We start from the raw sequence: 19,109 nt of genomic DNA on the forward strand, positions 1-19,109 counted from the left end.
AAGATGGCCAGCGGCTTCAGCCCGCTCCTATGGGATCTTGCGGCACGTCAGGCGTGGAGACGTCTGCGCCGCAGATTGCGCGCGGGTCCGGCCTATCGTTGGCGCTATACCGGACGAACGCCCGAGCGGCTTCTTATCGCGCCGCCGGACCTTCGAATTGCCGATCCCGAAGTCGCACGCGAGATCTATCACGGCCGCTTTCTCTTCGCTGGCCAGCTTGTCGAGACCGGTGGAGAGTCCCCCTTCCATATGGATGTGGCGAATCCGACATGGCTTGAGGAATTGCATGGCTTCCGGTGGCTTCGCCACCTCCACGCCGCGCAGACGGAGCTCGCAGCCGCCAATGCTCGGGCGCTCGTCGCCGACTGGATTGCCCTGCACGGGCGCCGAATATCCGGAATCGCGTGGCAACCTGCGGTCACCGCCCGCCGGGTGATCGCCTGGCTGCAGCATTCGGCCGTTGTGCTTCAAGGCGCGGATCTTGCCGCCTATCGACAATACCTGAAGCTGCTCGCGATCCAGGTGCGCTACCTGCGCTCGGTCACACCCGAGATGCCGGATGGAGAGGAGAAGCTGCGCGCCCGCATCGCGCTTGCCTTCGCTGCTCTCTCGCTTCCGACGTCAGTGACAACGCTGCGTACGGCGACGCGCAATCTGAGTGTTGAACTCGATCGGCAGATCCTCCCGGATGGCGGACATATATCAAGGAATCCACGGGCGATCATCGAGCTCCTGGCCGATCTCCTACCGCTGCGGCAAACCTATGGGATCCAGGCCGAGCCGCCGCCTCAGGCACTGGTTGGCGCCGTTGAAAGGATGCTTCCGGCGCTGCGCTTTTTCCGCCATCAGGATGGCAGTCTTGCCCGCTTCAACGGCATGGGCTTTACGATCCACGATCGGGTCACCGCCATCTTGCGCCACGACGATACGCTCGGCGCGCCGCTCTCGCACGCGCCGCATTCGGGATACGAGCGCCTTGCTATGAGTGGCACGACGGTGATTGCCGACACCGCTGCTCCTCCGCCGGTGGAGGTTTCCAATTCCGCCCATGCAGGCTGCCTTTCCTTCGAACTCTCGTCTGGGAAGCATCAGTTCATCGTCAACTCCGGGATCGACAGCTTCGGAGTGGAGGCCTTCCGGCCGCTTGCTCGCGCAACCGCCGCGCATTCCACCGCCACGCTCAACGATACGTCCCAGGCTCGCTTCGCTCTTCCGGCGGGGTGGGACGATTGGGTGGGAACTCCTCTCGTTGGAGGGCCTCGCAAGGTAAACTGCCGCCGGATCGATACGGACCGGATGCTGGGCTTCGTGGCCAGCCACGACGGCTATGTTTCCCGCTTCGGCGTTATCCACGAACGCGAGCTGGCGCTTATGCATGAGGGAACCGTGGTGCGCGGGACCGATCGGTTCTTTCGCCCGGACGGTGCACCGCCTGACAGGGCTGTCGCAGTCGCGGTGCGTTTCCATCTCCACCCGGACATAGAGCTCTACCGGGATGACAACGGACTCCTGATTTTGGCGGGCGACGCGACCGATACCTGGGTCTTCTCCTGCAAGGGCGTGGAGCCGGTGGTGGAGGAATCGATTTTCTTTGCCGCCATAGCGGGGGCATGCCGCAGCCGGCAAATAGTTCTGCATTTCAAGGCAAACGAGGTGTCGGAGATCCACTGGCAACTTGTGCGCACGCACAGCATCCTCTCGCGGACCTGATAATCGGCTTCGGTTCAGGACGCACAAAAGCAACCCCAAATTGTTGGAATCGCCGGATCGTGCGCTTTCGAAAACCGATTCCGGTTCCGGCCGATGCGCTAGACGCTTGATTTGAGGCTGACGTGTGATAGGCCAGCGGCCTGCCATGAGGATTGCCATGACCGTTTCCGCGAAAAACATCCCAGCGCCGGACCTCGTCCCCGTTCGCCGCGCGCTGATCTCCGTCTCCGACAAGACCGGCATCGTTGATTTCGCGCGTGCCCTTGCCGACCGCGAAGTGGCGCTCGCATCGACGGGCGGTACTGCCGCGCTGCTTGCGCAAAACGGAATCGGTGTGACGGACGTCTCGCTGCTCACGGGATTTCCGGAGATCATGGACGGGCGTGTGAAGACGCTCCATCCCATTGTGCATGGCGGACTTCTCGCCATCCGGGACGACCCGGAGCATCGTTCCGCGATGGAAGAGCTTGCCATCAAGCCGATCGACCTCGTCGTCATCAATCTCTATCCGTTCGAGGAGGTGCGCTTCGGCGGCGGCAATTATGCATCTACTGTAGAGAATATCGACATCGGCGGTCCGGCCATGCTGCGGGCTGCGGCCAAGAACCATGCCTATGTGGCAGTGGTGACCGATCCGGCGGATTATGCTCGGGTGCTGGCGGCGCTGGAAGAAAACGATGGAGCATTGCCCTACCGGTTGAGGCAGGAACTGGCAGCCAACGCTTATGCGCGGACTGCCGCCTACGACGCAGCGATCTCACAGTGGTTCGCGGAGAGCCTTTCACTTGGGGAGCCGGAATGGCGGGCCTTCGGCGGAAAGCTTTCCCAAGTGATGCGCTATGGCGAGAACCCGCATCAGCAGGCAGGCTTCTATGTTACCGGCGACAAGCGGCCGGGTGTCGCAACGGCACGCCAGGTGCAGGGCAAGCAGCTTTCCTATAACAACATCAACGATACGGATGCCGCATTCGAACTCGTCTCGGAATTCGATCCGGGAAAGAGTGCAGCGGTCGCCATCATCAAGCACGCCAATCCCTGCGGTGTGGCCGAAGCCAGCTCCTTGGCCGACGCCTATCGCAAGGCGCTTGCCTGCGATCCCGTATCCGCCTTCGGTGGCATTGTCGCGCTCAACCGCGCGCTCGATGCGGAAGCTGCCGAGGAGATCGCGAAAATCTTCACCGAAGTGATCATCGCGCCCGACGCGACGGAGGAGGCCCAGGCGATCATCGCAGCCAAGAAGAATCTTCGCCTGCTACTGACGGGCGGCGTGGCCGACCCGCGTGCACCCGGGCTTTCCGCCAAGACCGTCGCTGGCGGCCTGCTTGTGCAGACGCGCGACAATGGCCTGATCGACGATCTAGACCTCAGGGTCGTGACCAAACGTTCGCCCACTGAGAAAGAGCTTGCGGACCTGAAATTCGCCTTCCGCGTCGCCAAGCATGTAAAGTCCAACGCCATCGTTTATGCCAAGGATCTGGCCACCGTCGGGATCGGTGCAGGCCAGATGAGCCGGGTCGATTCCGCGCGGATTGCAGCGCGCAAGGCCGAGGACGCAGCTGCGGCAGCCGGGCTTGGCGAGCCGCTGACAAGAGGTTCGGTGGTCGCGTCGGATGCCTTCTTCCCCTTTGCGGACGGGCTACTTTCGGCCGTCGAAGCGGGTGCAACGGCGGTAATTCAGCCGGGTGGATCGATGCGGGACGACGAGGTGATCAAGGCGGCCGACGAAAACGGCATCGCAATGGTTCTCACCGGCATGCGCCATTTCAGGCATTGACGGGCAGTTTCGCCGCTTTCACCATCGGCAGAAGAGCAAGCCCCAGAACGAACAGCACGAGGATCGGCGTAACGCCCAGGCGCTGCGCGTCCTCCGGCGAAAACGCGGCAGCGGAGAACCAGGCGGTTGCCGCCGCCACCGCCAACGGCCCTATGAACGTGGTTGCCTTTCCGGAAAGGGCATAGAGGCCGAATGCCTCCGTGACGTGCCCATGCGGCACCTGGTCCACCAGCAGCGTGCGCGAAGCAGCCTGGATGGACCCGCCCGCAGCGCCGATGAGCGCGCCCGCCGCGAAGAAAAGAATGTCGGGCAGGGATGAGCCCGCACCGACAGCGAAAAACAAGACTTGCTCGCGCGTCGTCGAGATCACCATCAGGCAGCTGGCGCAAAGAATCAGGATGGACCCGCTGACGACCGTCTTCGGCCCCCGGGCCTGATCCACCCGCCCACCGAGCCACGCACCTATTGCGCCCGTTACATTGGCCAGGATGCCGAAGATGCCGATTTGGACGATTGTCCATCCGAGCACGCCGGCGGCGTAGATCCCGCCGAAAGCATAAAGCGCATTCAGCGCATCACGGTAGAACATGGAGGAGAGGAGAAAACCGAAATAGCTGCGCTCGGACGGCAGACGCCGGAGCGTCGTTCCGAGGCGCTTTAGCCCCTCCCGTACGGCACCAACCACGCGCTGCCGCGGCTGGTCCGGCGTGAAGAGGAACATGGGCAGCACAAAAACCGCGTACCAGAGGGCGGTGAGCGGCCCCGAGGCGCGGTCACCCTCACGGGTCGCGGCGTCCAGGCCGAGGATCGGCTCACTGCCTATGAGCGTGCGCCCGGTTTCGGGAGAGGCCGCCATGAAGCCCAGCACAAGCACGAGCGAAACGAGGCCCCCCACATAGCCAAGCCCCCAGGCAGAACCGGAGAGCCGGCCGAGTTCCGAGCGGGGCACCAGATCCGGCATCATGGCATTGTTGAAGACGGCGGCGAACTCCATCCCGAATACGGCAAGCGCGATCGCAATGAGCACCGGCCACAGGTTCTCCATCCCGGGCACGGCGAACCAAAGAGCACAGCAACCAAGGACGCCGATCACCGAAAAGAACAAGATCCAAGGCTTCCTTCGGCCCGAAGCGTCGGCAATCGCACCGAGAACCGGCGAGGTGAGAGCGATCAACAGGCCGCCGGTGCCGGTCGCCAGCCCCCACAGCTCCTGGCCGCGCGCCGCGTCCGGCGCGACGGCGGAGGCGAAATAGGGGGCAAACACGAAGGTAATGACAAGCGTATGGAAGGGCTGCTGCGCCCAATCGAAGAGCATCCAGCCCCAAATGCCGCGGCGGGACGCTCTTTGGTTCGGAACCTCGCCCGTTGCTTCCGTCAAGCGCTCAGATCCGCCATCAGGCCAGCGGCAACCGAAAGACGGGAGACGGTAAGGTCGCCGCTTTCCGTCAGCGACTGCAGCCGCTCGCGCACATGCGCAACGCGCTGCCCACCCCCTTCGATCCACCGGATGGCAGCGTCATCCCCGCCCCCGAAGGCCGAGAGTGCCGCTATCGTGATTCCCCGGCGAGCGGCGTCGATCATGTCCATCGCGCGGGCCAGTGCCAGGCCGTCATAGTAATCGGTTGGCGAAAGGGATGCAGCGGCAGACTCGATGCGGCTCAAACGGAAAGCTTCGCTGATGGCGAAGAACGCGCTTGCCGCCTTTGGCAGGTCCGCATTTGCCTTGTCGGCCGCAAGGACGATATCCGGCAGGAGCGCAGATATCTCCAGGAAGGACAGCCTTTCGGCCAAGGCATCCGGCACTCCCTCGGTCTTGTATTGGGCCGTGGCGGCGCGAATTCCTTCCGCGAGAAAATGCGGCAGCAGAGAACTCAGCACCGGTTCAAGCTTCGACCGCGCTTCGATCAGATGACGAATACGCTCGCCGATAGAGCCCTGACCGGCGCCGTTCTTGAGCTGCCATGCGGTCGCCGTGAGGATGAGCCTTGCAACGCGCTCGTAAAGCCCGAGCTGCACCTGCCCATCGAGTTTGTTGTCCAAGGCATCGATGGTCGAAAAGATCGACTGAAGATCGAAACCGTCACGTATGACGGCATAGGCCGTGACGATCTCATGTGCCGGCCTGCCTGTCATATCCTGCAGCCGTGTCACGAAGCTCGGACCCCCGCGGTTGATGATGTCGTTGGCGAGCTCGGTGGCTATGATCTCGCGCCGCAACCGGTGGCTGCGAATTTCTGCCGCGTATTTCTCCCGCATCTGCGCCGGGAAATAGGCGAAGAGATCGGCCTCGAAAAGCGGATCATCGGGCAATGGGCTCGCAACCAGTTCGTCGAAGAGCACGATCTTCGCGTAAGCAAGCAGAACGCCGATTTCGGCTCGGGTGAGGGGCTCGCCCCGGCTCTGGCGCTCCGCTAGCGCTTCCGGTCCGGGCAGGCGCTCCACAGCCCGGTCCAGATGGCCCTGACTTTCGAACAGGCTCATCATCCGCGCCTGATGGGGGAGTTCGGAGAGTCCGCGCCGCTCCACAAGCGAGATTGCAAGCGTCTGCTGGTAATTGTTCCGCAGCACCAGGTGAGCGACCTCGTCGGTCATTGCGGCGAGAAGCTCGTTCCGTTCGGGACGGGCGAGGGAGCCCCTCCGCATGGCCGCGGCGAGTGCGATCTTGATGTTCACCTCAACGTCCGAGGAGTTTACCCCGGCCGAGTTGTCGACCGCATCGGAATTGCAACGCCCGCCCTTCAGATTGAATTCGACGCGCGCACGTTGGGTCATGCCGAGATTTGCGCCCTCGCCGATCACCTTGGCGCGGACCTCTTTCGCCGCCACGCGAATCGCATCGTTGGCGCGGTCGCCTACTTCCTGGTTCGATTCATCGGAGGCCCGTACATAGGTCCCAATTCCGCCGAACCAGAGGAGATCGACCTGCGCCTTGAGGATCGCGCTCATGATTTCCGCCGGCGAACCGGTCCTTCCGGACATGCCGATGGCCTGGGCCGCCTCGGGGCTGAGCGTGACCTGCTTCTGCGAGCGCGAGATGATCATGCCGCCTTTGGAAAGCTTTGACTGGTCATAGTCCTGCCAGCTCGAGCGCGGCAGTTCGAAAAGCCGCCGGCGCTCTGCAAGGGAAACGGCCGGATCGGGATCGGGATCGATGAAGATATCGCGATGATCGAAGGCGGCCACCAGCCTGGTTAGGGGTGAAAGCAGCATTCCATTCCCGAAGACATCGCCGGACATGTCGCCGACACCGACAGCGGTGAAGGGCTCCGTCTGGATATCCCGGTTCATCTCCCGGAAGTGCCGCTTTACCGCCTCCCAGGCGCCACGAGCAGTGATTCCCATCTTCTTATGGTCATAACCCGCCGACCCGCCCGAAGCGAACGCATCGTCAAGCCAGAAATCATGGCTCTGGCTGATCTCATTGGCCGTATCCGAAAAGGTCGCCGTGCCCTTGTCGGCTGCGACCACGAAATAGGGATCGTTACCGTCATGGCGAATGACGTCCACCGGCGCCACGACCTCATCGCCGTGAAGATTGTCGGTGACAGAGAGCATGGTCGAGATGAAATTGACATAGGCTTGACGGCCTGCCTCGAAGACCTGCTGACGGTCGCCGCCCGTTGGAAGACGACGCGGATAGAAGCCGCCCTTCGCGCCGACCGGCACGATGACGCTGTTCTTCACCTGCTGTGCCTTGACGAGGCCGAGCACCTCCGTGCGGTAGTCCTGAGCACGATCGGACCAGCGCAGGCCGCCGCGCGCGATCGGCCCGAAGCGCAAATGCACGCCCTCCACTTCCGGACCATAGACGAAGATCTCACGCCAGGGGCGCGGCTGTGGCAGCCCTTCGACCGAACGGCAGTCGAACTTGAAGGCGAGCGAGCGACGCCCGCTTTCGGCGAAATAATTGGTGCGCAGCGTTACCTTTATCAGATTCAGGAAGCGGCGGATGATCGTGTCGTCGTCGAGACTTGGCACCGTCTCCAACGCGTCCTGGATTTCCCTCTCGATGTCCTGCGTGTTCGCTTCAGCCGCGTCGCCAAGCGCACGTTTTGGATCGAACCTCTCCAGGAAAAACGTGAGGAGCTTTCTCGCTATTGCCGGATAGCGCGTCAACGTAGCGGCGATGAACCCCTGGCTCTGCGGAATGCCGACCTGGTGCAGATAGCGGCTATAGGCCCGCAGCACTGCGATCTCTTGCGCCCCGAGCCGCGCGCGTTGGGCGAGCGCGTTCAAGCCGTCATTGTCCTGCTCGCCGCGCCAGACCGCGAGGAAAACATCGTCGAAAAGGGCTCCTCCGTCCGAGAGATCGACGGCTTCGCCGAAAGCGTTTTCAAGCTCCATGTCGTGAAGGAAGATCTGTTTTCCTCCCACATTGCCAAGCTCGAAGGTACGCTCGCTTATGACGCGGAACCCCATATGCTCCAGCAGCGGCACGCGCTGGCTGAGCGCCACCGGCGAACCCCAATGATAGATTTTCAGCGCCGCCTGTTTTTCATCCTGCTCCGGATGCCGGTAGAAATCGATCGCGATCCGGTTTTCATCCGATAACTCGGCTATACGGGCTGCGTCGGCGAGCGCCGTGCTCGGCGTGAAACTGTTGCGGTAATCGTCCGGAAAGCGGGCTGCAATGCTTGCAATTCCGTCGTTGGCACCTGCCTCTTCCACTGCCTCACGCAAGGCATCATCCCAGGTCCGCACGATCTCGCGTACGGCCGCGTCCAGCTCCTTCGCCGGAATGCGTGGCGTCTTGCCGCCGGACCGACCGATGATGAAGTGGACTCTTGCGAGCGCGCCCTCGGGGAAGGCGGGGTAGTAGGCGGAAAGCCGCCCGTCGAAGGCGGTCTTCAGATAATCGCCAATGCGCTCGCGGACATAGGAATCGTATCGATCGCGCGGGACGAAGACGAGCGCAGAAACGAATCGGTCGAACTGATCGATCCTGTAGAGCACGCGTACCCGCGGCCGCTCGCCGAGCGCCAGGATCGCCTCCACATGCTCACGCAGGCGCGGGATGCCGATCTGGAACAGCTCGTCCCGCGGAAAGGATTCGAGCACATTGACGAGCGCCTTGCCTGAATGATCGGTGAGTTCAAACCCGGAGCGGGAGATGATGGCCCGCGCCTTGGAGCGCAGATAGGGTATCTTCAGGACGGAACTCGTATAAGCGGTCGATGCGAAGAGACCGACAATTCGCAGTTCTCCCGAAAGCCTTCCGTCACTTCCGAAGGTCTTCACGCCGATATAGTCGAGATAGGCTCGCCGGTGCACGATGGACTTGGCGTTCGCCTTCGTGACGATCAGCGGTTCCGGCCCATGAAGAAACGCGCGGATTTCCGGCGTGGTGGCGGTGATCGCATCGTCTCCGCGCCTCAAGACGCGGACCTCGGGATCGGCGAGAATGCCGAGACCCTTTTTGTCGGCGCGCTCGAGGATTCCCTCCTGCTTGCCACCGCTATAGGTGAATTCGCGCATGCCCAGGAAGAGGAAATTGTCGTTCCGGAGCCATTCCAGGAATGCGACAGCCTCATCCACCTCGCTCTTGTCGAGGGGGACAGAAGCGTGTCTAAGCCGCGCCACCTCCTGGTCGAGACGCGCAAGCATCGCCTTCCAGTGGGCGACGGCGGCCCGAACCTGCGCAAGAGCGCGGCCAAGCCGCTCCCTCAATCCATCGCACTCCTCCGCGGATAAACGCGGCAGGTGGACGTGGATGAGACTCACCTTGCTGGCCCCGGATGGAGACTCCTGCACCGTGTCTGCGAGGATCTCTTCCACACCGTTCTCTTCATGGCGGACGAAGAGAACCGGATGAGTAACGAATGTGGGTTCCGGCGCCGATTCGGTGATTTCGCCCATGATCGAATCGAAGAGGAAAGGCATGTTGTCGTTCACCACGGTCACCGTGGAGATCGGACGGCCTTCCCGCTCTATCCCGGAGTTGGCTTCGATGGCGATCACGCTTTCCCCGGGGCGGTGCACCCTCAGCGCGGCGAGCGCAAGCGCGGCCGCCCGGTCGAGATCGGGAGCCTTGTAGGAGGCAACGTCCTCTTCCGACGCGCGGGCGGTCAGGATTTCCCGCAAACGCTCCACCTCGCGGGCCTGATATGTGGGCTTAGCCGCGTTCGCCTGGACGCTCATGGGGGAAACTCCTTAGTGAAAATCTGCCTTTGACATATAGGGACCTCAAAGAGGTCACGGCCGCAACAGCCGCATTGATTCGGTCTTGCTCAATAAAAATGTATTAATCGTGACTAAGTCGCTGCCGCCCGACGAAATGCCGGTTCAGGAAAGCACGCGGATGCGTGTTCTGGATGAGAGGGCCGGAAGAAGTCGCGTCATCGTGCGCGGTGTGACGGCAATGCACCCTTCCGTTGGCTTCATGCCAGGACGCGCCAGATGCAGAAAAATGGCACTTCCTGCACCGCGCTTGCGCGGAGTGATGTTCCAGTCCAGCACCACGCAGACATCATAAAGCCCGTCGTCCCGCTTCATCTTCTCGTGGCTTGCGTCGCACGGCAATTTTACCGGACGGTTGTAGTTCGCATTTCGCGCCGCATCGCACCATCCCAGATCGGGCCGGATCGGCCGAGTGGGCAGGCGGACGGGTCCGATGCCGCCCGGCCGGCGGTCGCGACGGAAATAAATGCTGAGGGGCCGCATGGCCGATCGCGGCGTTGCTCCATCGCCTTCGCGCTTCACACTGCTGACCCCGGACCGCCCGAGGGCACAGGGGAAGACGAGTCCGCCGATCGAAAGAAGACCCTGCATCGGATTTCCCGGCCGCGGGCGAACTGTCAAAATAGATGCTTTGGAAAGCTTGCCTGACCTGTGCGTGCCTTGACGCCGTTTCTGGCCTATAATTGATTTGCTGAACAAAGAATCATGACAGGCTTTCATAGTAGGCTTATTGCGCATAAACGGAACGTTCTGCCAAGCGGGGGCTGGTCAACGCCATCTGGCGAATAGAGTGACGGATCGAACATGACGCCACGCACCATCCTGATAGTCGATGACGACGACGACCTGCGTTCCACGCTGGTTGAGCAGCTTGCCCTTTACGAGGAATTCGATCTTCTGTCGGAGCCCACCGCCAGCAAGGGAATCCAGGCGACCCGCAATTCCATGGTGGATCTGACCATCATGGATGTAGGCCTGCCGGATATGGACGGGCGCGAGGCCGTGAAACTGTTGCGCAAGGGCGGTTACCGCGCTCCCATCATCATGCTGACGGCCCAGGACACCGATTCGGATACAATCCTAGGGCTCGAAGCCGGCGCCAACGACTATGTCACCAAGCCCTTTCGCTTTGCGGTTCTGCTCGCGCGCATCCGCGCGCAGATGCGCCAGCACGAGCAAAGCGAAGACGCCAATTTCACCGTCGGACCCTACACCTTCAAACCGAGCCAGAAGCTTCTGATCGACCAGCGCGGCAGCAAGATCCGCCTAACGGAGAAGGAGGCTGCGATCATCAAATATCTCTACCGGGCCGAGCAGAAGGTGGTGACACGGGACGTTCTTCTGGAAGAGGTTTGGGGCTACAATTCGGGAGTGACGACCCACACCCTGGAAACGCACGTCTACCGCTTGCGGCAAAAGATTGAGCGCGATCCTTCCAAAGCTGAGATACTTGTGACAGAAAGCGGTGGATACAAGCTCGTTCCCTGAGACGGCGGGTGGAGAAAATCAGAACAAGGGAACGGGCGCGGGGACGGATCCGCCATGGCGCTGGACGATGACATCCGCGTGTTGTCCGGCGTGAGACTTTTCGAGGTCTTCACGCAGGAGCAATTACGCCTACTGGCCTTCGGAGCCGAGACGATATCGCTCGGCGCCGGGCGGAAGCTATATTCGGAAGGCGCGCCGGCCGACTGTGCTTTCATCATCTCGTCAGGAGAAGTCGCCCTCTATCATCAGGAGGGGGACCGCCGTGATCTGATTTCCACCCACGGACCGGGTACGATCCTCGGAGAGTTTGCACTCATTGCGGAAACGGAGCGGCTCACCAGCGCGGTGGCGCAGACCGATATCAGGGTTATTCGCCTAAGCCGCTCCACCTTTCGCCGCATCCTGGAGGAGTTTCCGGAAGTGGCCGGATCGCTCCACAGCCGCATTGCGGCTGATCTGGAAGCGATGCTGAAGCGCATCGAGGCCGTTGCATCGAAGCTGGCGAAATAGAAAAGACCGGCCGAAGCCGGTCCTTTCCACTAGCGTTGCCTGAGATGCGAAGATTACGCTTCCTTGGGCTCCAGCACCTGCCGGCCGCGATACATCCCGGTTTTCAGGTCGATGTGGTGCGGGCGGCGGAGCTCGCCGGAATTCTTGTCTTCCACATAGGTGGGCGCCTTCAGCGCATCAGCCGAACGGCGCATGCCGCGCTTGGACGGCGAAGTTTTTCTTTTAGGAACAGCCATTGTACTCTCCGGTCTTGGTCAAAGGCCAATGCGGCTCCGCAGAAGAGCCTCGCCAACCGGCCTCAAATCTCGCGATTGGGGCCCGCCTATACACGGGAATATACGTCTTGGCCAGTGGGGCGCGGCGATTTTTCGCGCCCGTCGGAACGAAGCGATCATTCGTCCTCGGCGCTGATTCCATAGAAATCGACCAGCCCGCGATCGAGAAGCTTGGCATGAAGCATGAGGAGGATCAGTTCTGCATCCTGCCCGGCACCCGTTTCCAGCGCTGCCTCCAGACGTGCGACGGCACTATCGAGCCTGGCTTGGCCATTGTGGGCGGCAAAATTCTCCCGGCCAAGCATGCACAGGGCGATCAGCTCGCCAACAGGAGGATAGGCAATCGCGGGAGGTTCGGAGGCATGCTCGGCCATCAAAGTCACGGCCGCAAGCTTTACGCCCTCCGGTACGCTTCCGGGGTGAACGCCTGCTCTCCGCAGCGCATCGTCCAATCTTCGCATATCTTCGGACCGGCCGAAGATGCCGAAAAATCCGATGGAGGCGCCGCGTTTTACCATCGTCTCAACCCAGGCAATTGACATAACCGCCTGCACGCCGGGCGCGGCTCTCGATGAGGCCGGCGAGCCTGCGCAGGCCGGCCGAGGGCTTGGCAGGATTGCGCGCATGCGGATTGGGCAGCGTCACGGCGAGCAGTGCCGCCTGCTGGCGCGAGAGCTCCCGCGCCGAGCGCCCGAAATAATGCTGTGCCGCCGCCTCGACGCCGTAAACTCCCGGCCCCCATTCGGCGATGTTCAGGTAGATCTCCATGATCCGCCGTTTCGACATCACCGCATCGAGATAGAGCGCAAGTGGAGCCTCGACAGCTTTGCGCAGGAAAGATCTGCTCGGCCAGAGGTAGAGATTTTTCACCGTCTGCATGGGAATGGTGGAAGCTCCGCGCGTTCTTTCTCCCGAAAGAGCTTCGTTGAGAGCCGCCTCGAGCTCACCCAGATCGATGCCGCCGTGGCTGCAGAACTGCCCGTCTTCGGACATCATCACGGCATGAACCACGTTGTCGCCCATATCCTCCAGCGGCGTCCACTGACGTTCGTAGCCGCGCAACGTGGCCAGATCCGCGATCATGAGGGTCGAGACGGGGTGCACCCCGGGGATGCAGTAGAGGAGCGTAAGGGCAAGCGGGAGAACGGCTATGATGGCCGCCACGCAGACGAGCCGGCGCATCACGCGCCGCGCCATTCCCCGTCGGCGGCGCCGGCTGGCTCCGCTGGCGCGCCTTTCCGCTTCCACTGACGGTGCCTCCACGCCGCACTCCTGTATTTCCTCTCTGGGCATACCGGCAGCCCACCCGGCTGGCAACCATAAACCGGCAGAGTCTTGACCCGGACGCGGAATGCGGTCATCGCTCCCGGTATGGACGAAACGACCCTGCCCCCCTTTGAAAGCCTGTTGGCCTTGAGCGCGCAAACCGTGGAAGACCTGCTGCGCCGTCTTCTCGATGAGCGCTTGCGCGATGGCGAGATCCTGAGGCCAAGCCACCTGCTGGCGGCGATGCGCCATGGGGTTCTGAACGGGGGCAAGAGGCTGCGGCCCTTCCTCGTCTTGGAAAGTGCGGCGCTTTTCGATGCACAGGGCATGGCGGCACTGCGGGTGGCAGCGGCGCTCGAATGCGTGCACTGCTACTCGCTGATCCATGACGATCTCCCCGCCATGGACAATGATGATCTTCGCCGCGGCCAGCCCACCGTGCACCGCGCATTCGACGAGGCCACCGCGATCCTTGCCGGCGATGGTCTGCTCACTTACGCGTTCGACATCATCGCTGACGAGGACACCGAGCTTGCACCCGCAATAAGGGCTGAGCTTGTGCTCAAACTGGCGAGGGCTGCCGGGATCGGGGGCATGGCCGGAGGTCAGGCGCTGGATCTGCTGGCGGAAAGAAAACGCCCGGACGAAGCCGGCATCGTACAGCTCCAGGCGATGAAGACCGGAGCGTTGATCCGCTTCGCCTGCGAGGCAGGGGCGATCATCGGCAATGCTGGTGCTGCAGACCGGGAGAGGCTGTCTTCCTTCGGGGTCGCCATCGGACTGGCCTTCCAACTCGCCGATGATTTGCTCGACCTTACCGCAAGCGCCGATACCTTGGGGAAAGCCACTGGGAAGGATGCAGCGGCCGGCAAGGCGACCCTCGCCGCCCTCCATGGAGCGGACTGGACGCGCAAGCAGCTCGCCGGCCTAGTCGCTCAAGCCGAGGACCTGCTGGAGCCCTATGGCGAGAAGGGTGCCGTCTTGCGCCAGGCCGCCCGCTTCGTTGCCGAGCGTGATCACTGACGTCCCTCCAGCCTGAATCTCGGAACAAAAAAAGGACGCCTTTTCCTATTCCTACTTGGCTGCCGGCAGCCAGTGGGCGCCGGGCCTTTTTATTTGTTTTTTAGCCCAGGAGGCAAATATGCAATTTCACAAGCCGTTGCTGATGATCCTTCTTGTTTGCGCCAGCGCGAGCGCCGCCTTCGCAGAAGTTCCGCCGAAGCACTCGGCCAATTTCAAAGGAAACTACGCGGAGATGATGAAGCGGACGACCTCGCCCCAACTCGCCGAATGCGTCGCCACCGGGCACGACCTCGTTGCCAGAAGCAAGCTCTTTGATCGATTGGGCATGACTGATGTTGAAATCGGCGAAGCCACGATCAGCCCGACGCGCATCGATGTCCCGGCCAGTGTGCGCAGACAAAAGTCGGGCGACTGGCGCGACATCGTGCTCAGCTGCAACTTCCGAGGCGGGAAGTTGGTCAACATCGACATCATGAATCCCTAAAGCAGCCGCTCAGACCTTCTTCTGGCTTAGTGCCGGGATTCGGAAAGGCGCACGTGGGCAGGGCCCTGCCCACGTGGTGAACTACTGCAGGACCAGTTCCCCGGTCACGTTACGCCATTCCGTCGGAGAGATAAGTTGCCGGTGCGTGTATGTAACCGAATGCAGCGGCCCGTCCAGCCTTTCGCGCCAGAAGGCGATGAACTCATGCAGCGCCGGGAATTTGGGCGCAATGTCGTAGTGCTGCCAGACGAAAGTCTGGAGAAGATGCGGGTGATCAGGAAGATGATACAGAAACTGCGCGGTGGTCAGGCCGTAGCCTTCCAGCATCAATTGGGTTTCGCGTGTGTTCCGCATTGTTTTCCTTTCAATGCTATTGCCGTTCCAATGTGTACCGGGAGCGGTTGACCGTCCAGCTGAAAAATGCTTGATGCAGATAAATGTTCCTGAAAATTCAATATGTTAGCATCATAGAGAGGTGAGTGCTGCCAAGCCGCCGCCTCGCCACATAAACCTTTCCATCGTCTAATATTGCCGTATCACGCAGAATGGTAATAATGCCGCCGAAGCGAAGCGCGCCTGTTGGGGCGGCGTTGCGGTTAGAAGCTGATCCGGAGGAAACGATGTCCGAAGTGCATGTTCACCGTGTGAAGGCAGCGTGGAAGAAGCGCGCGCTGATCGACGCGGAGACTTACAGGAAGTGGTACAAGGACAGCATCAGCAATCCGGACAAGTTCTGGGGCAAGCACGGCAAGCGCATCGACTGGTTCAAACCTTACACCAAGGTCAAGAACGCTTCCTTCAAGGGCAAGGTGTCGATCAAGTGGTTCGAGGACGGCGTCACCAATGTCGCCCATAACTGCATTGACCGGCATTTGAAGAAGCGCGGAGACCAGATCGCCATCATCTGGGAGGGCGACAATCCCTATGATGACAGGAAGATCACTTATCGCGAGCTTTACGAGCATGTCTGCCGCTTCGCGAATGTCTTGAAGGCACGCGGCGTCAAGAAAGGCGACCGCGTCACCATCTATATGCCGATGATCCCCGAAGCGGCCTATGCAATGCTTGCATGCGCGCGCATCGGCGCCATCCATTCGGTCGTATTCGGCGGCTTCTCGCCCGATTCGCTCGCCGGCCGCATCGTGGACGGGAAGTCGGACTTCGTGATCACCGCAGACCAGGGGCTGCGTGGCGGCAGGACGATCCCGCTCAAGGAGAATACGGACAAGGCCATCGCCATCGCCGAGAAGGCGGGCGCGAAGGTGCGCCACGTCGTGGTGGTGCGCCGCACCGGCGGCAAGATCGATTGGGTGGCAGGCCGTGACCTCTGGTATCACGACGAGGTGCGTAACGCGAAGCCGGACTGCAAGCCGGAACCGATGAAGGCGGAGGACCCGCTCTTCATCCTTTACACCTCAGGCTCGACCGGCAAGCCCAAAGGAGTGCTGCACACGACGGGCGGCTATCTGGTCTATGTCGCGATGACACACCAGTACGTCTTTGACTATCAGGACGGCGACATCTACTGGTGCACGGCGGATGTGGGCTGGGTGACGGGCCACAGCTATATCGTCTACGGACCGCTCGCCAACGGCGCGACCACACTGATGTTCGAAGGCGTTCCGAATTATCCGGATGCATCCCGCCTCTGGGAAGTGGTGGACAAGCACCAGGTCAATATCTTCTACACGGCCCCGACCGCCATTCGCGCGCTGATGGGGGCAGGCAACGACTTTGTCACCAAAGCATCCCGCAAGTCTCTGCGTGTCCTCGGCTCGGTCGGCGAGCCGATCAACCCGGAAGCGTGGGAGTGGTACTACAATGTGGTGGGCGAAAAGCGCTGCCCGGTGGTCGACACCTGGTGGCAGACGGAGACCGGCGGCATCTTGATCAGCCCGCTCCCGGGGGCCATCGACCTCAAGGCGGGCTCCGCAACGCTGCCGTTTTTTGGCATTCAGCCGGAACTGGTGGATGGTGACGGCAAGGTGATCGAAGGTGCCGGTTCCGGCAATCTCTGCATTGCGGATTCCTGGCCCGGACAGATGCGCTCGGTCTATGGCGACCACGAGCGCTTCGTCCAGACCTATTTCTCCACCTACAAGGGAAAATACTTTACAGGCGACGGCTGCCGCCGTGACGAGGACGGTTACTACTGGATAACCGGCCGCGTGGACGATGTGCTGAATGTCTCGGGTCACCGGCTCGGTACGGCCGAAGTGGAATCGGCTCTCGTCTCGCATCCGAAAGTATCGGAAGCTGCGGTCGTCGGCTATCCGCACGACATCAAGGGTCAGGGCATCTACTGCTACGTGACGCTGATGGCCGGCGAGAAGGGTTCCGAGGCGCTCAAAAAGGAACTCGTCGAACACGTGCGCAAGGAGATCGGGCCGATCGCCACGCCGGACAAGATCCAGTTCTCGCCAGGGCTCCCGAAGACGCGCTCGGGCAAGATCATGCGCCGCATCCTGCGCAAGATCGCCGAGGATGACTTTGCAGCACTCGGAGACACCTCCACCCTGGCCGACCCCGCCGTCGTGGAGGACCTGGTCGAAAACCGTCAGAACAAGCGGACGGTCGCAGCCTAGCCGGCCTGCGTGTCCTCGGGCGCGCGCAGATCTACGCCCCGCGGTCCCGAAGACCATTGCGATCTTCGGGAGTAGGCTAGCCGAGGCTGTCGTATAGCCACCAACTGGCAGCTACGAGTGCAATGAGCCAAAGGAGCGCGATGACGGCCGCTCCTGCAAGGCTGCGCGGCCTGCCCTCCCGCCGCGCTGCTTCTCTTCTGTACTCGGCCATCAAATCCTTTGGGACGAGGCGGATGGCGAGTGCAATGCCGAGCGGCACGATGACAAGATCATCCAGATAGCCCAGCACCGGCACGAAATCCGGAATCAGGTCGATAGGGCTCAGCGCGTAGGCCGCCACGGCGGCTGCGGCAATCTTTGCGTGCCATGGCGTCCGGGGATCGCGCGCAGCGATCCATAGAGCTACGATATCCCGCTTGAGCTCCTTCGCCCAGACCTTCAAGCGCGCCAGAATATTTTCCATCACACCAGCATCGCACGATGCAATGCTCGCGACAATGGAACGAGACTTGCGTGACGGCAGCCGCCTGGCCGCGGCACAAAAAGCCGCATGCCCCTTGCACATCACGCGTCCGCATTCCACATTGGGCACAACCGAAACAAACGAAAGGAGGTGATCCAATGTCGAGTGATTTCAATTCCAGCGTGGCCTCGGCGGATTGCCTTACCCGGGAGCAGCCTCTCGGTTGAAGCGCATGACGCGCGGTGCGGCATGAATGCTCAGCCGCTGGCCGCGTCAGGAATGGAATGCACGGGGGTCGTCTCAGGACGGCCCCTTTTCCTTTGGTCGATCCTTCCGGCTACAGCATCGGCCAGAAAACCGGAATCGGTTTTCGGAAACGATGCGTCGATCCAGGGACTTACGGCATCTTTTGTGCGTCCGAATGGACGCACGGCGCTATAAAGCAGCCCCTATGCGTGACCGTTGCCGCCGCTTTCATGCAACTCCATCCGGCGATAGAAGTCGGCAAGCTGCTTGCCCCGCTCGGGCTTGAAGGGGCGGCCGGCATCTTGCATGACGACGATCCGATCAATACGGAACGTGCGGAAATCGTCGCGCAGCTCGCACCAGGCGACAAGCGTCCACACCTTTCCCCAGAACCAGAGGCCCAGAGGGCGGACATCGCGCTGAGTTACCCGGCCGACTTCATCCCGATAATCGAGGGAGAGCGTGCGGCGCTGCTCAATCGCCCGCTCCATCACATCGATTGCCTGCCGTTCGGCCTCGCTTATCCCCCAATTCGGAGTGTGGATTTCAGTGCGGGAAATGCGGTCGCGCTCGCTTTGCGGTAGAACGGTGCCGATCTTGATCAGCGCTTCCTCTGCCGCCCGCGCCATCGCTGCGCCGCCAAAGGCGCGCACCATGCGGGCGCCCGCGACGAGAGCCACGATTTCATCACGGGTGAACATCAGCGGCGGCAGCTCGAATCCTTCGCGCATCAGATATCCGACGCCCGCCTCTCCATCGATCGGCACTCCGGTCGACTGAAGGTCTGCAATGTCGCGATAGATTGTCCTTTCGGACACTTCGAGCCGTTCCGAAAGCATGCGGGCGGTCACCAGCCTGCCACCGCGCAAATGCTGGACGATCTGAAAGAGACGGTCGGCACGCCGCATTTAGGCCGCTCCTCACACAAACAGCCCGAAATCGTTGCTGCCCCCGTCCGGACGATACACGAACTGACGTCCAGCGCCAAAATTTGGCGGGCACGTTACTACTGCAATACAAGAGCGCATGATGCTGCAGGCGTGAAGACATAGTGACATGATTGGCCCCTCATTCTCTTTCACCCCTCGCACACCCCTCCTGACAACAT

General features: G+C 61.6%; 16 protein-coding genes. 7 read left to right on the forward strand and 9 right to left on the reverse strand.

The genetic code is table 11. From position 1 onward, the window contains the following. Positions 1-3 precede the first annotated feature (3 nt). Positions 4-1,710 (forward strand): heparinase II/III family protein, encoded by a 1,707-nt coding sequence (locus tag CHEJ32_RS0121285; RefSeq protein ID WP_156936768.1) that lies wholly within the window; start codon positions 4-6, stop codon positions 1,708-1,710. 157 nt (positions 1,711-1,867) lie between these two features. Next, positions 1,868-3,484, forward strand: coding sequence for a bifunctional phosphoribosylaminoimidazolecarboxamide formyltransferase/IMP cyclohydrolase (purH, locus tag CHEJ32_RS0121290; protein WP_028035589.1), 1,617 nt, complete (start codon positions 1,868-1,870; stop codon positions 3,482-3,484). Here purH and CHEJ32_RS25655 read toward each other — a convergent pair. The 3 genes from CHEJ32_RS25655 to CHEJ32_RS0121305 all read right to left on the reverse strand — a co-directional run bounded on the left by CHEJ32_RS25655 (position 3,474) and on the right by CHEJ32_RS0121305 (position 10,252). Continuing rightward, on the reverse strand, positions 3,474-4,799 hold the full coding sequence (locus CHEJ32_RS25655) for an MFS transporter (RefSeq protein WP_084032902.1): 1,326 nt from the start codon (positions 4,797-4,799) through the stop codon (positions 3,474-3,476). The genes purH and CHEJ32_RS25655 overlap by 11 nt on opposite strands. Positions 4,800-4,858: 59 nt before the next feature. Continuing rightward, entirely contained in the window at positions 4,859-9,622 is a 4,764-nt protein-coding gene (locus CHEJ32_RS0121300; RefSeq protein WP_028035590.1) for an NAD-glutamate dehydrogenase, read from the reverse strand. A 144-nt stretch (positions 9,623-9,766) separates the two neighbouring features. Beyond that, on the reverse strand, positions 9,767-10,252 hold the full coding sequence (locus CHEJ32_RS0121305; protein WP_245261242.1) for a L,D-transpeptidase: 486 nt from the start codon (positions 10,250-10,252) through the stop codon (positions 9,767-9,769). A 213-nt stretch (positions 10,253-10,465) separates the two neighbouring features. On the opposite strand from CHEJ32_RS0121305, the gene CHEJ32_RS0121310 reads away from it, so the two are divergent. Then, the gene (locus CHEJ32_RS0121310) at positions 10,466-11,149 is read left to right on the forward strand and encodes a response regulator transcription factor (protein ID WP_028035592.1); all 684 of its coding nucleotides are present in this window, start codon (positions 10,466-10,468) and stop codon (positions 11,147-11,149) included. Between the two features lie 54 nt (positions 11,150-11,203). Continuing rightward, positions 11,204-11,659 (forward strand): cyclic nucleotide-binding domain-containing protein, encoded by a 456-nt coding sequence (locus tag CHEJ32_RS0121315; protein ID WP_028035593.1) that lies wholly within the window; start codon positions 11,204-11,206, stop codon positions 11,657-11,659. Positions 11,660-11,712: 53 nt separating this feature from the next. Here CHEJ32_RS0121315 and rpmF read toward each other — a convergent pair whose 3' ends face one another. From rpmF to mtgA, 3 genes are all read right to left on the reverse strand, one after another. Continuing rightward, complete coding sequence (gene rpmF, locus CHEJ32_RS0121320) at positions 11,713-11,895, reverse strand: 50S ribosomal protein L32 (protein ID WP_028035594.1); 183 nt, start codon at positions 11,893-11,895, stop codon at positions 11,713-11,715. Positions 11,896-12,050: 155 nt separating this feature from the next. Continuing rightward, positions 12,051-12,452 carry a hypothetical protein gene (locus tag CHEJ32_RS0121325; protein ID WP_028035595.1) on the reverse strand — a complete coding sequence of 134 codons (402 nt, stop codon included), beginning with the start codon at positions 12,450-12,452 and terminating at the stop codon, positions 12,051-12,053. A gap of 4 nt (positions 12,453-12,456) precedes the next feature. After that, positions 12,457-13,227 carry a monofunctional biosynthetic peptidoglycan transglycosylase gene (gene mtgA / locus CHEJ32_RS0121330; protein ID WP_084032899.1) on the reverse strand — a complete coding sequence of 257 codons (771 nt, stop codon included), beginning with the start codon at positions 13,225-13,227 and terminating at the stop codon, positions 12,457-12,459. A 78-nt stretch (positions 13,228-13,305) separates the two neighbouring features. On the opposite strand from mtgA, the gene CHEJ32_RS0121335 reads away from it, so the two are divergent. Beyond that, positions 13,306-14,223 (forward strand): polyprenyl synthetase family protein, encoded by a 918-nt coding sequence (locus CHEJ32_RS0121335; protein ID WP_028035597.1) that lies wholly within the window; start codon positions 13,306-13,308, stop codon positions 14,221-14,223. A gap of 118 nt (positions 14,224-14,341) precedes the next feature. Further along, positions 14,342-14,707, forward strand: a complete 366-nt coding sequence (locus CHEJ32_RS26430) for a hypothetical protein (RefSeq protein WP_051469832.1) — start codon at positions 14,342-14,344, stop codon at positions 14,705-14,707. An 81-nt stretch (positions 14,708-14,788) separates the two neighbouring features. Here CHEJ32_RS26430 and CHEJ32_RS0121345 read toward each other — a convergent pair whose 3' ends face one another. Continuing rightward, complete coding sequence (locus CHEJ32_RS0121345) at positions 14,789-15,061, reverse strand: usg protein (protein WP_028035598.1); 273 nt, start codon at positions 15,059-15,061, stop codon at positions 14,789-14,791. Positions 15,062-15,327: 266 nt separating this feature from the next. On the opposite strand from CHEJ32_RS0121345, the gene acs reads away from it, so the two are divergent. After that, a complete protein-coding gene (gene acs, locus CHEJ32_RS0121350) occupies positions 15,328-17,292 on the forward strand; it encodes an acetate--CoA ligase (RefSeq protein ID WP_028035599.1) in 1,965 nt (654 codons plus the stop codon). Positions 17,293-17,368: 76 nt separating this feature from the next. Here acs and CHEJ32_RS0121355 read toward each other — a convergent pair whose 3' ends face one another. Continuing rightward, a complete protein-coding gene (locus tag CHEJ32_RS0121355) occupies positions 17,369-17,755 on the reverse strand; it encodes a YkvA family protein (protein ID WP_034658923.1) in 387 nt (128 codons plus the stop codon). Between the two features lie 449 nt (positions 17,756-18,204). Further along, positions 18,205-18,909 (reverse strand): YafY family protein, encoded by a 705-nt coding sequence (locus tag CHEJ32_RS0121360; RefSeq protein WP_028035601.1) that lies wholly within the window; start codon positions 18,907-18,909, stop codon positions 18,205-18,207. Between the last annotated feature and the right edge of the window lie 200 nt (positions 18,910-19,109).

Source organism: Chelativorans sp. J32, from assembly GCF_000518985.1.
Taxonomy (GTDB): Bacteria; Pseudomonadota; Alphaproteobacteria; order Rhizobiales; family Rhizobiaceae; genus Chelativorans.